This is a genomic window from Ferrovibrio sp., assembly GCF_029255545.1.
In the GTDB taxonomy this organism is placed as follows: domain Bacteria; phylum Pseudomonadota; class Alphaproteobacteria; order Ferrovibrionales; family Ferrovibrionaceae; genus Ferrovibrio.
Window position 1 is genome coordinate 19,608 of the sequence record NZ_JANLJJ010000056.1, and the last position, 12,869, is coordinate 32,476.

The following is a 12,869-nucleotide window of genomic DNA, read 5'->3' on the forward strand; positions in this document are numbered from 1 at the left end:
GGCGGATGGTGTGGAGCGACGTGCTGCTCAAGCTGGGGGCGACTTTGCTGGTTGCCCTTCTGCTGCAGGCCGGGGCGCATCTGTTGATGCGGCGCCCGCTGGCGGCCTTGCATGTTCCAGGCAAGGACCGCGACCAGACCCCGCCGATCCTTGGCCTGCAGATACTGTTCGCAATATTGCGGGCGCTGATTGCGCTGGTTCCGATCGCGGTCTTCGCCGGCGCGGCCTATGGCATACTTGCCCTGCTGGCGCCCAATGCCCTGACGCGCGATCTGGCGCAGATCGTGGTGCTGGCTTTTGTGGTCGCCCATGGCATGCGGGTGCTTGGCGAGATGCTGCTGGCCCATGATGCGATGTCGTTGCGGCTGGATGCGGAGAGCAGCGCCTATGCTCAGCTCTGGCTGCGGCGCCTGGCCATCCTGGCGGTTTCCGGCTATGCAGCCGTGCTGATCGCCGAGCGGGTGCGGATACCGCCCGATGCCGTCGACATGATCGCGAAATTCGCCGGCCTCGTCTTTGCCGCCTTGCTGGCTGTGCTGGTGCTGCAGTTACGGCAGGCTGTCGCGATCCGCATCCGCGGTAACAGGGCGCCGTCCGAAACCGTGGCCGTTTCGCCACGCGGCCGTGCCTGGCGCGTGTTGCGCCAGCGCACCGGCGATATCTGGCATATTCTGGCCCTGCTCTATATTGCAGCCACCTATGGCGTCTGGGCTTTCGAGGTCGATGGCGGCTTTCGGCTGATCCTGCGCGGCACAGTGCTGACGGTTGTGCTGCTGGTGGGGATGCGGCTGGCGCAACTTGCCATCGAAAAAAGCTTTTCCCACCTGTTCGCCATCAGCAGGGAGACACGCCAGCGTTTCCCGGGATTGGAGGAGCGCGCCAACCGCTATCTGCCGCTGTTGCTGGGGAGCATTCGCGCTCTGCTCTATGCCGTGGCCGCGATCATGATCATGCAGGCCTGGGGTGTCGACTCACTGGCCTGGCTGGCTGGCGAGACTGGCCGCAACGTCGTGGCGCGTGTGGTAACCATACTGCTGGTGGTGCTCGTCACCGTGGCTTTGTGGGAAGTGATCGCCACCGGCATTGAATATTATCTCACCGGCGCCGGAGCAGATGGCCAGCCAGCCGCGCGCTCGGCCCGGGCGCGCACCTTGCTGCCGCTGCTGCGCCGTACGGTTTCCATCGTATTGGGGCTGATCGCGGTGTTGATCGTGTTGTCGGAACTCGGGATCAACATCGCGCCACTGCTGGCTGGCGCCGGCGTGGTCGGCCTCGCCATCGGCTTTGGCGCCCAGACGCTGGTGAAGGACGTGATCACCGGCATCTTCATCCTGACCGAGGATACCATCGCAGTGGGCGATATCGTCGATCTGGGCGGCAATGGCGGCGTGGTGGAGGATATCTCGATCCGCACCATCCGGCTGCGCGATACCGAGGGCATCGTGCATGTGATCCCGTTCAGCGAAGTGACCAAGATCAAGAACATGACCCGCGACTATGCCCAGGCGTTGTTCGATCTGGGGATTTCCTACCGCGAGAATGTCGACGCGGTGATTGAGGTCATCACGGCACTGGCTGCTGAGTTCCGTGCCGAGCCGGAATGGAATGCCCGTATTCTCGACGATCTGGAGATGTGGGGGGTCGACAAACTGGCCGATTCCGCCGTGGTGCTGCGGTTCCGCTTCAAAACGCTGCCGGCCCAGCAGTGGAACGTGCGGCGTGAATTCACCAAGCGGATCAAGGCGCGTTTCGATGAGCTCGGGATTGAAATTCCCTTCCCGCACCAGACGATCTATTTCGGCGCCGACAAGCAGGGCAAGGCGCCGCCGCTGCGGCTGGCGCGCGAAACCGGTGGGGACCAGGCCTAGGGCGCGGGCTTGTCCAGGCCGTCGCGGATCGCCTTCAGCGCCGCATGCAGTCTGTCGTCGCGGATGCGCGGCAGCAGTCGATCCAGTTCGGCGGCGATCTCGGCCGGGGTCAGATAGCCGCGATAGGCATCCGGCGCCTCGTCGAGGCTGCAGGCCGGGGAGGCGGAAGGGCGGCGTTTGTCCATGGCGACAGTCTAGCGCGGTCCCGGCCTGTCTGTCCCGATCTGCCAGTCATTCCACTTCGGCAGATGGCCTTGCCGCCCGGGTGCCGGCCCCGTAGATTGCCGGCAACCCTTTCCCCGGCCCGATTCGCCATTACCGGCGTGGCCGTTTTTCTTGTGATTCGCATGCTCAATCCCCGTATCGACGCCCTCAGCGACTATCCTTTCGCCCGCCTGCGCAGCCTGCTGGATGCCGAGCCGCTGCCGGCCGGCGTGACACCGATCAACCTGTCGATCGGCGAGCCGCAGCATCCGCTGCCACCCATGGTGATCGAGCAGATGACGGCGGATCTGAGCATCCTGAACCGCTATCCCACCATCAACGGCACGCCGGAATTCCGGTCGGCCTGCGCCGACTGGGTCACGCGGCGCTATAACCTGCCTGCCGGCCTGATCGAGCCCGAAACGCAGATCGTGGCGCTGACTGGCACACGCGAAGGCCTGTACATGATCGCCAGCGTGGTGGTGCCCGAGAAGAAAGGCAAAAAGGGCGAGCGCCCCTTGGTGCTGATGCCCAATCCTTTCTACCAGACCTATGTTGGCGCCGCCGTCGCCGCTGGCGCCGAGCCGTATTTCATGCCGGCGCTGGCGGAGAACGGTTTTCTGCCCGATTTCCGCACGCTGGACGCCGATACGCTGGATCGCACCGCGCTGGTCTATATCTGCTCGCCGGCCAACCCGCAGGGTGCGGTGGCCAGCGTGGAATACCTGGCCCATCTGATTGAATTGTCGCGCAAGCACGATTTCATCGTGGCTTTCGACGAATGTTATGCCGAGATCTACGATCAGGTGCCGCCTCCTGGCGGCCTGGATGCCGCCCTGCACCTGGCCGGCGGCAAGATCGGGCCGGATGCGTTGAAGAACGTGATCGTTTTCCATTCGTTGTCCAAGCGCTCAAGCGCGCCTGGGCTGCGCTCGGGTTTCTGCACTGGCGATGCCGAGGTCACCAGGGCCTTCATCAAGCTGCGCAACTATGGCTGCACCGGCATGATGATGCCGGTGGCTGCCGCCTCGGCGGCGCTGTGGCGAGACGAGGCCCATGTCGAGCATAACCGGGCGCTCTACCGCCAGAAATTCGACATGGCGCAGAACGTGCTGGGCAACCGGTTCGGCTTTTTCCGCCCGGCCGGTGGCTTCTATCTCTGGCTCGATGTGGGCGACCCCGAGGCCATGGCGCTGAAACTGTGGCGCGAGGCCGGCATCCGCACCCTGCCGGGCAATTATCTGACCCGCCCGGAAAACGGCGGGGAAAAGGCTGGAAAAACCTATTTGAGGATCGCCCTGGTGGCCGATCTGGAGACCACCCGCAGCGCGCTTCAACGAATCGGTAACGTTCTGGGGGGTTAAATCCTCAGGCTGGGGCGAATCGGCCCGGACCGGCGGCGTTTTTCCTGCCAGTATGGTTAACGGGTCGCGTGATTTCAGAGTGCGAGGAACGGTATGGCTGCCAGATCGAAGAAGAAGCGGTCTTTCTTCCCCGAGGGGTTCGATGAATTCCTGCGCCTGCGGGCGCGGGAAGGTGGCGGCGTATTGATCCTGGGGGTCGGCTTCCTGCTGGCCCTGGCGCTGGCCACCTTCGATCCGGCCGACCCGAATTTCAATCACGCCACCCCGCTAGCGCCGAAGAACTGGCTCGGCCTGCCCGGTGCCTATGTCTCCGATGTGCTGCTGCAGACGCTGGGCCTGTCGGCCTGGCTGTTCGTGCTGCTGCTGGCCTCCTGGGGTTTTCGCATCGTGTCGCATCGCGGCCTGCCGCGCTGGTGGCTGAACGTGGCGCTGGTGCCGCTCACCCTCATCCTGTTCGCCTGCTTCGCTGCCGCGTTGCCGGTGCCGGCCACCTGGAGCCTGCGCGCCGGCCTGGGCGGCGTGGTCGGCGACTACATCCTCTACCATCAGCTCGTGCCGCTGGGCGTCTCGTTCGGCCTGCCGATGTCGGCCGTGCTGCCGGCGATCCTGTGCTTCGCCTTTGCCGTGCTCTGTTTTTATTTCGCCTCGGGCCTAAGCTCCAGCGAATGGCGCCGCATGGGTGCCGGCCTGGGCTTCGGCGCCGCCGCCGCCACCGGGCTTGCGGCCCAGGGCCTCTATCGTGGCGGCAAGGCCGCCATGCGGACTGGTCAAGACGCTCCCGAAGTGGTGGGCGGTTTCTTCGGCCGCCTGAAGGGATTTTTCAGCCGCGGCGGCGATGATGACAAGCCGGTGATCCACAAGGCCGAACCCAGCTTCGGCAAGGCCAGGACCCGCGCCGCTGCCGAGGATGATTATGTCGATCCGGAGGATCTGGACGACGAGATCGACGAAGACGACGACGAAGACATGCCGCGTCTGCCCTCGGCCAGGAAGGCCGATGAAGGCCGGGTCACGCGCCGCATCGAGAAGCCCCGGACGGGCAGCCGCATGGCGCGCGAGGCGCAGACCACGCTCAATCTGGGCGATGCCGGCGATTTCGAATTGCCCGAGTTGTCGCTGCTCAAGCCGCCGCCGGCCGACAGCGCGCGCGAGAAGATCAACGAGGATGCGCTGGAGCAGAATGCCCGCATGCTGGAATCCGTGCTGAACGAATTCGGCGTGCAGGGCGAGATCACCAAGGTGCGCCCCGGCCCAGTGGTGACGCTGTATGAGCTCGAACCCGCGCCCGGCACCAAATCCAGCCGCGTGATTGGCCTGTCCGACGACATTGCCCGCTCGATGAGCGCGCTGTCGGCCCGCGTTGCCGTGATCCCCGGCCGCAACGCCATCGGCATCGAACTGCCCAATGCCAAGCGCGAGACGGTTTACCTGCGCGAACTGCTGGCCTCGGCCGAATTCGAGGCGCCGTCGACCAAGCTCGGTCTGGCGCTGGGCAAGGATATCGGTGGCTCGGCGATCATCGCCGACCTGACCAAGATGCCGCATCTGCTGGTCGCCGGCACCACGGGTTCGGGTAAGTCGGTGGCGATCAACACCATGATCCTGTCGCTGCTCTACAAGCTCACGCCCGACCAGTGCCGTTTCATCATGGTCGACCCGAAGATGCTGGAGCTTTCGGTCTATGACGGCATCCCGCATCTGCTGGCGCCGGTGGTGACCGAGCCGGGCAAAGCGGTGGTGGCACTGAAATGGACCGTGCGCGAGATGGAGGACCGTTATCGCAAGATGTCGGAACTCGGCGTGCGCAATATCGCCAGCTATAACGAGCGCCTCGCCCAGGCCCGCGCCAAGGACGAGAAGCTTGGACGCACGGTGCAGACCGGCTTCGACGAGGCTGGAAAGCCGGTCTACGAAGAGCGGCCGATCGATCTCAATCCGCTGCCTTTCATCGTGGTGATCGTCGACGAACTGGCCGACCTGATGCTGGTCGCCGGCAAGGATATCGAGGCAGCGATCCAGCGCCTGGCCCAGATGGCGCGCGCCGCCGGCATTCACCTGATCATGGCCACGCAGCGCCCGTCGGTCGATGTCATCACCGGCACGATCAAGGCCAATTTCCCGACCCGCATCTCCTTCCAGGTGACATCGAAGATCGACAGCCGAACCATCCTGGGCGAGCAGGGCGCCGAACAATTGCTGGGTATGGGCGACATGCTGTTCATGCCCGGTGCCGGCCGCATCAGCCGCGTGCATGGCCCCTTCGTCTCGGACGAGGAAGTCGAGCGCGTGGTGAAGATGCTGAAAGACCAGGCCGAGCCGGTCTATGTCGAGGCGGTCACCGCCGATCTTGATGGCGGCAAGTTCGGCATGCCGGGCTCCGGCGGCGAGGGCGGCGAGGAAGACAATCTCTACGACCAGGCCGTGGCCCTGGTCTGCCGCGAACGCAAGGCCAGCACGTCGTTCATCCAGCGCCATCTGCAGATCGGCTATAACCGCGCCGCCCGCATCATGGAGCGCATGGAGAAGGAAGGCGTGGTCGGCGCCGCCAACCATGTTGGCAAGCGCGAAGTGCTGGCCCGTAACATCGAGGCGGCGGAATAAACGCCCGCGCGATCCAAGTTTGCATAAAGCCCGGCCGCAGGATTTTTCCTGGGTCGGGCTTTTTCTTTTTCGCTGCGATCAGAAGCAGGGCTTCCCCTTGCATCCCGCCGGCCCTTATGCTCCACCGGCTAATCACGCCGCAGGAGAACCGTCATGGATGTGCGCGCCGCTGTCGCATTCGAAGCCAAGAAGCCGCTGAGCATCGAGACGGTGAAGCTGGGTGGCCCGCGCGCCGGCGAAGTGCTGGTCGAGATCAAGGCTACCGGCGTCTGCCATACCGATGCCTATACGCTGTCCGGCCTCGACTCCGAAGGCAAATTCCCCTGTATTCTCGGCCACGAGGGCGCCGGCGTGGTGGTCGATATCGGCCCCGGCGTCACCAGTGTGAAGAAAGGCGATCACGTCATTCCGCTCTACACGCCGGAATGCCGGCAATGCGATTATTGCCTCAGCCGCAAGACTAATCTCTGCCAGTCGATCCGCATCACGCAGGGCCAGGGCCTGATGCCCGACGGCACCAGCCGCTTCACATGCCATGGCGAGCCGGTCTATCACTATATGGGCACCTCGACCTTCGCCAACTACACCGTGCTGCCCGAGATCGCGGTGGCCAGGATCCGCGAAGATGCGCCCTTCGAAAAGGTCTGCTATATCGGCTGCGGCGTCACCACCGGCATCGGCGCGGTGGTCTATACCGCCAAGGTGCAGGCCGGGGCAAATGTGGTGGTCTTCGGCCTCGGCGGCATCGGTCTCAACGTGATCCAGGGCGCCCGCATGGTCGGTGCCAACCGCATCATCGGCGTCGATATCAATCCGGCGCGCCAGGCGATGGCCGAGAAATTTGGCATGACGCATTTCGTCAATCCGAAAGACATGAAGGATGACGAGTTGGTGCCGCATCTGGTTGAGCTGACCAAGGGTGGCGCCGATTTCAGTTTCGAATGCATCGGCAACCCCAAGACCATGCGACAGGCGCTGGAATGCTGTCACAAGGGCTGGGGCGAATCGATCATCATCGGCGTGGCGCCCTCGGGCGCCGAAATCTCCACCCGGCCGTTCCAGCTGGTCACCGGCCGCGTCTGGAAGGGCTCGGCCTTCGGCGGCGCCCGCGGACGCAGCGATGTGCCGCAGATCGTCGACTGGTACATGGACGGCAAGATCAACATCGACGACCTGATCACCCATGTGATGCCGCTGGAACAGATCAACCACGCCTTCGACCTGATGCACGAGGGCAAGTCGATCCGTTCGGTGGTCACTTTCTGATGGAGCGGATCAAAAGCTGGGCCTGCTTCGGCGGTCGCCAGGAGGTCTGGCGGCATCGCTCGGCCGTGCTCGGATGCGCGATGGAATTCGCCGTCTACCTACCGCCGCAGGCGACCGAGAAGAATGCCCGCCTGCCGGTGTTGTATTACCTGTCCGGCTTGACCTGCACCTGGGAAAACATGACGGCCAAGGCCGGCGCCCAGCGCTATGCCGCCGAGCACGGCCTGATCCTGGTGGCGCCCGATACCAGTCCACGCGGTGTCAATCTCCCCGGCGAAAGCGAAGCTTACGATTTCGGTTCCGGCGCCGGATTCTATGTCGATGCCACCCAGGCACCATGGTCGCGACATTACCGCATGTACAGCTATGTCTCCGTCGAACTGCCGGTGCTGGTGGCGGGGCATTTCGCCGCCGATCCGGCGCGCAGTGGCATTTTCGGCCATTCCATGGGCGGCCATGGCGCGCTGGTTTGCGCCTTCCGCAACCCGCAGCAATACCGATCGGTCTCGGCTTTCGCGCCGATCGTAGCGCCCAGCCGGGTGCCTTGGGGCGAAAAGGCCTTTACCGGTTATCTCGGCCCCGACCGCGCCGGCTGGGCGGCCTATGACGCCACCGCGCTGGCGGCCTCAACCGACTGGCGCCGCCCGGTGCTGGTCGACCAGGGCAGTGCCGATGAGTTTCTTGAAACCCAGCTCAAGCCACATCTCCTGGCCGATGCCTGCAGCCGTGTCGGCATTCCAATCACCCTGAGGCTGCAGCATGGCTACGATCACAGCTATTATTTCATCGCCAGCTTCATCGGTGAGCATATCGCCCATCATGCCGCGCAGTTGAAGCGCTGAAGTCACGCCGCATCGGGCCGCAGGCCATAGGCATCGGCCGGCGCTTCCGATTTCACGAAATGCAGCAGCATGGCCTGCACGTCGTTGTCGCTGACCAGCTTGCGGTGGCCCAAGCCGTCGAGGATGCGGAATTCGGCGCGCGGCCAGCCGGCGGCATTCTCCTGGCTGTGTTTCAGCGGCACGGTGCGATCGTCGCGGCTGTGCAGGATCAGGCCGGCGGCGTCGAGATCGCGCAGCTTGGGCGGCAGGTAAAGCGAATCCATGCTGCGGCCGATGATCTGCTCGATGGCGGCATAGACTTGCTCCACCTGGGCGCGGGTGAGTTTCAGCATCTGCATCAGCGCGCTGGCGAACAGACGTGGATGATTCGGTGCCGCCAGGATAGCGAAGCGGTCGGCGGCCAGGCCCATTTCGGTAGCGGCGATCAGCGTGGCGGTGCCGCCGAGCGAATGGGCGATCACCGCCTCGAATTTTCCGTTTTCAGGCAAGGCACCGATGGCCACGGCCTCGCGGGCCACGGCGGCGATGGCCGCGGCCAGCACGGGGATCGGCGTGGCCCGGCCATGGCGGGATCGCGCCGGTGAGCGGCCATGGCCGGGCAGGTCGAGGCTGAGCACGCGATAGCTTTTCGCCACCAGCCGGTCGACCAGCGGAGCCCAGCTCAGATGATCGTCTTCCCAGCCATGCACCAGCAGCACGGCGGGATCGCCGGTCCGACCATAACTCCAGGCCGCCACCGGCCCGACCGGGCCATCCACCGCAAAGGGCGTAGCATGGCTGGCCGGTTGCGGCCGTGGTCCGGCCGGCCGGCGCTGGGACGCCAGGAACAGGGTGGCAGCTCGGCGGGCGGCCCAGCCAGGCGTGACGACGAATCCGGCGCGGATCAGGCTGCGTATAGCCAGGAAACTAATAATAGTTCGAATGTTCGTGCTATTTTTAGTTTTGGCGAGATGCTTCTGGGACATGGGCTATCCTTTCCGGAGAGGTCGGGCCAGAATAGCGAACGATCGTTCTATTTCAAGTGGATTTTTGTGGCTGCCCGAGTTTCACGGCCGTACCGCTGGCTGCCACCATCAGCATCTGGCGGTCGTTGCCGCCGATCTGCTGGTAATCCAGGTCCATGCCCACCACGGCATCGGCACCCAGCGCTTTGGCTTCCTCAACCAGGCTCTCCAGCGCCAGGGCCTTGGCTTTGCGCAGCTCCTTTTCATAGGAGCCCGATCGGCCGCCCAGGATATCGGTGATGCCGGCGAAGAAATCGCGGAACACGTTGGTCCCCATCACGGCCTCGCCGGCAACGATGCCGAGATAGGCGGTGATCGTCTTGCCGTCCACGCTGTCGGTGCTGGTCAGGATCATGGCTTGCTCCCTGCTTGGTCATGGAAGATTAGGCCGCCTGCCTTGATTTCGCCATCGCCCGCCGCTACCCCTGACAGCCATGGAACAGACCGCCACCAGCCGCCGCCGTTTCCTGCTTGCCATGGCCGTCACGGCCGCCGCCGCGAAAGTGACGCTGGCCACGGCTTATGCTGCCGCGCCCTCGGCCAGCGCCAAGCTGACCCAGCAGGATCGCGCCGATCTGGAGCGTATTGCCGGCTATTTCAACCAGGTGCGGACCATGCAGGGCCGTTTCCTGCAGGTCGGGCCGGAAGGCGATGCTGCGGAAGGCAAGATCTATCTCAGTCGCCCTGGCCGTTTCCGCTTCGAGTTCGATCCGCCGGTGCCGATGCTGATCGTTTCCGACGGCGCCTACATCATCATGGAAGACCGCGAGCTGAAATCAGTGGAGCGCATTCCGCTCGGTGCGACGCCGCTCGACCTTTTGCTGCGCGAGCAGGTGAAATTCGACGACAGCGTGGGCATCGCCAAGGTCGAGCGCGGCGCCGCCATCCTGCGCGTCACGCTGTTTGCGCCGGACCGGCCGAAGGAGGGTTCGCTGACCCTGGTGTTCGGCGACAAGCCGCTGGAATTTGCCGGCTGGACCGTGACCGATGCCCAGGGCAAGGTCACGGCCATTACGCTCAGCCAGATCGATTTCAATCCACAGCTCAACACCCGGCTGTTCAGTTATGGCGACCGGCCACCGTCGGAGCGCGTGCTGCAGCAACGGCGCTGACGCCTGGTAATTTGCCGCAAATCACAATTTTTACCGGTAATTACCGACTCGTAACGCGCAAGTCCGTGAACTTTCGTCGTAAAACCCGGATTAGGCCCGGGGCAAAGGTTGCGGCCCTTCCGAAGGCTGCTATAACCTCGGCCCCGAACGGCAATCATATATACCGTGGCATCCGCTACCGGTCCGAAAACCCGTAGGTCAGCATGAATATCCATGAATACCAGGCTAAAAGCCTGCTCGCGAAATACGGTGTCGCCGTGCCGCGTGGCGGCGTGGCGTTCTCGCCCGACGAGGCCGTCACCGTGGCCCGTCAGCTCGGTGGCCCGATCTGGGTGGTGAAGGCCCAGATCCATGCCGGCGGCCGAGGCAAGGCCGGTGGCGTCAAGGTGGTGAAGTCGCTCGATGGCGTTGCCGAAAATGCCAAGAACATCCTGGGCATGACCCTGGTGACCCACCAGACCGGGCCCGAGGGCAAGCTGGTCAAGCGCCTCTATATCGAGGAAGGCTGCGACATCAAGCGTGAGCTCTATCTGAGCTTCCTGGTCGACCGCGCCACCTCGCGCATCACCGTGATGGCCTCGACCGAGGGCGGCATGGAGATCGAAGAGGTTGCCGCTTCGCATCCCGAGAAGATTCTCAAGGTTGCCATTGATCCGGCCACCGGCCTGCAGCCCTACCATGCCCGCAAGATCGCCTTTGGTCTGGGCCTGGAAGGCAAGCAGGTGCAGTCGGCGGTGAAGTTCATGACCGCGATGTATGAGGCTTTCGTCGGCCTCGATGCCTCCATTGTCGAGATCAACCCGCTGGTCGTCACCGGCGCCGGCGACCTGATCGCGCTGGATGCCAAGATGAACTTCGACGACAACGCGCTGTACCGGCACAAGGATGTCGAGGACATGCGCGATCCGGACGAGGAGGATGCCTCCGAGCTGGAAGCCGCCAAGTGGTCGCTCAACTACGTCAAGCTGGACGGCGAGATCGGCTGCATGGTCAACGGCGCCGGCCTGGCCATGGCCACCATGGATATCATCAAGCTGTACGGCTCCGAGCCGGCCAACTTCCTCGATGTCGGCGGCGGCGCCACCAAGGAACGCGTCACCGCGGCCTTCAAGATCATTCTTGGCGACAAGAACGTGAAGGGCATCCTGGTCAACATCTTCGGCGGCATCATGCGCTGCGACATCATCGCCGAGGGCGTGGTGGCGGCGGCCCGCGAGGTCAAGCTGGCCGTGCCGCTGGTGGTTCGCCTGGAAGGCACCAATGTCGATCTGGGTAAGAAGATTATGGCCGAGAGCGGCCTGCCGATCATCTCTGCCGACAATCTTGCCGACGCTGCCGACAAGGTGGTGAAGGCCGTGAAGGGAGCCAAGTAAAATGGCTGTTCTGGTCAACAAGGATACCAAGGTCATCTGCCAGGGCATCACCGGCAGCCAGGGCACCTTCCATTCCGAGCAGGCGATCGCTTACGGCACCAAGATGGTTGGCGGCGTGACCCCGGGCAAGGGCGGCACGACTCATATCGGCCTGCCGGTGTTTAACACGGTTGCCGACGCGGTCGAGAAGACCGGCGCCAATGCCTCGGTGATCTACGTGCCGCCGCCGTTCGCGGCCGACTCGATTCTGGAAGCCATTGATGCCGAAATTCCGCTGGTGGTCTGCATCACCGAAGGCATTCCGGTGCTCGACATGGTCAAGGTCAAGCGCGCGCTGAGCGGCTCCAAGACCCGCCTGATCGGTCCGAACTGCCCCGGCATCATTACTCCGGGCGAGTGCAAGATCGGCATCATGCCGGGCCACATCCATCGCCGCGGCAAGGTCGGCATCGTGTCGCGTTCCGGCACGCTGACCTATGAAGCGGTGGCGCAGACCACGGCGGCCGGCCTTGGCCAGACCACCTGTATCGGCATCGGCGGCGATCCGGTCAACGGCACCAACTTTATCGATGCGCTCGACCTGTTCCTCGGCGACAAGGAAACCGAGTGCATCATCATGATCGGCGAGATCGGCGGCAGCGCCGAGGAAGAAGCCGCCGAGTTTCTCAAGGCCTCGAAGGTGAAGAAGCCGACCGTCGGTTTCATCGCCGGCCGCACCGCCCCTCCGGGTCGTCGCATGGGACATGCCGGCGCGATCATCTCGGGCGGCAAGGGCGACGCGAATACCAAGCTGGAGGCTATGCGCTCCGCCGGCATCCGTGTATCGGATAGCCCGGCCGCGCTCGGCACCACCCTGGTTGATCTGTTGAACGGGAAGTAACAGGAATCACAAGAGGGCGGCGCCGGCCAACAAGCGGCGCCACACGACATCAATGACGGCGCAGCTTGAACGCACGCAGTTCCTCTACGGTGGCAACAGCACCTTCGTCGAGGAGCTGTATGCCAAGTACGTTGCCAATCCCGACAGCGTCGACGCTTCCTGGAAGCAGTTCTTCGAAGCGCTCGGCGACGATTTCAGCCAGCCGAAACAGGCCCTGAGCCGTCCGAGCTGGGCACCGGCTTCCGCGCTGGTCCAGCTGGACGACGAGGGCCTGCTCGGCACGCAGGGCAAGGCGGCCAAGGCGGCCGACGCCCGCGCGGCGGCGCTCGATACCATCCGCGCCGCGATGCTGATT

Annotated in this window: 11 protein-coding genes and 1 pseudogene; 9 read left to right on the plus strand and 3 right to left on the minus strand. The window is 64.1% G+C overall.

Annotated elements, in window-relative coordinates; translation table 11 throughout:
- Positions 1–1,868, plus strand: a 1,868-nt coding sequence (locus Q1J79_RS11485; protein ID WP_300300368.1) for a mechanosensitive ion channel domain-containing protein, incomplete at its 5' end; no start/stop codon positions are given.
- On the opposite strand, the gene Q1J79_RS11490 is transcribed toward Q1J79_RS11485, so the two are convergent.
- Complete coding sequence (locus Q1J79_RS11490; RefSeq protein WP_300300370.1) at positions 1,865–2,053, minus strand: hypothetical protein; 189 nt, start codon at positions 2,051–2,053, stop codon at positions 1,865–1,867. The two genes, Q1J79_RS11485 and Q1J79_RS11490, sit on opposite strands and share 4 nt — an antisense overlap.
- Positions 2,054–2,215: 162 nt before the next feature.
- Between Q1J79_RS11490 and Q1J79_RS11495 the strand changes: the two genes are divergently transcribed.
- The 4 genes from Q1J79_RS11495 to fghA all read left to right on the plus strand — a co-directional run bounded on the left by Q1J79_RS11495 (position 2,216) and on the right by fghA (position 8,145).
- Positions 2,216–3,436, plus strand: coding sequence for an aminotransferase class I/II-fold pyridoxal phosphate-dependent enzyme (locus Q1J79_RS11495; protein ID WP_300300373.1), 1,221 nt, complete (start codon positions 2,216–2,218; stop codon positions 3,434–3,436).
- A 93-nt stretch (positions 3,437–3,529) separates the two neighbouring features.
- Entirely contained in the window at positions 3,530–6,037 is a 2,508-nt protein-coding gene (locus Q1J79_RS11500) for a DNA translocase FtsK (protein WP_300300376.1), read from the plus strand.
- 153 nt (positions 6,038–6,190) lie between these two features.
- Complete coding sequence (locus tag Q1J79_RS11505) at positions 6,191–7,303, plus strand: S-(hydroxymethyl)glutathione dehydrogenase/class III alcohol dehydrogenase (RefSeq protein WP_300300379.1); 1,113 nt, start codon at positions 6,191–6,193, stop codon at positions 7,301–7,303.
- Positions 7,303–8,145, plus strand: coding sequence for an S-formylglutathione hydrolase (gene fghA, locus Q1J79_RS11510; protein WP_300300382.1), 843 nt, complete (start codon positions 7,303–7,305; stop codon positions 8,143–8,145). Before Q1J79_RS11505 ends, fghA begins: the two co-directional genes overlap by 1 nt.
- A 2-nt stretch (positions 8,146–8,147) precedes the next feature.
- Here fghA and Q1J79_RS11515 read toward each other — a convergent pair whose 3' ends face one another.
- Positions 8,148–9,110 carry an alpha/beta fold hydrolase gene (locus Q1J79_RS11515; protein ID WP_300300384.1) on the minus strand — a complete coding sequence of 321 codons (963 nt, stop codon included), beginning with the start codon at positions 9,108–9,110 and terminating at the stop codon, positions 8,148–8,150.
- A 52-nt stretch (positions 9,111–9,162) separates the two neighbouring features.
- The gene (locus Q1J79_RS11520; RefSeq protein WP_300300386.1) at positions 9,163–9,504 is read right to left on the minus strand and encodes a heavy metal-binding domain-containing protein; all 342 of its coding nucleotides are present in this window, start codon (positions 9,502–9,504) and stop codon (positions 9,163–9,165) included.
- A gap of 79 nt (positions 9,505–9,583) precedes the next feature.
- On the opposite strand from Q1J79_RS11520, the gene Q1J79_RS11525 reads away from it, so the two are divergent.
- The 4 genes and pseudogenes from Q1J79_RS11525 to Q1J79_RS11540 all read left to right on the plus strand — a co-directional run.
- Positions 9,584–10,261, plus strand: coding sequence for an outer membrane lipoprotein carrier protein LolA (locus Q1J79_RS11525; RefSeq protein WP_300300388.1), 678 nt, complete (start codon positions 9,584–9,586; stop codon positions 10,259–10,261).
- A 203-nt stretch (positions 10,262–10,464) separates the two neighbouring features.
- A complete protein-coding gene (gene sucC, locus Q1J79_RS11530; RefSeq protein ID WP_300300389.1) occupies positions 10,465–11,634 on the plus strand; it encodes an ADP-forming succinate--CoA ligase subunit beta in 1,170 nt (389 codons plus the stop codon).
- Between the two features lies 1 nt (position 11,635).
- On the plus strand, positions 11,636–12,514 hold the full coding sequence (gene sucD / locus Q1J79_RS11535; protein WP_300300391.1) for a succinate--CoA ligase subunit alpha: 879 nt from the start codon (positions 11,636–11,638) through the stop codon (positions 12,512–12,514).
- A 52-nt stretch (positions 12,515–12,566) separates the two neighbouring features.
- Positions 12,567–12,869, plus strand: a pseudogene (locus Q1J79_RS11540) (hypothetical protein); the annotation flags it as partial.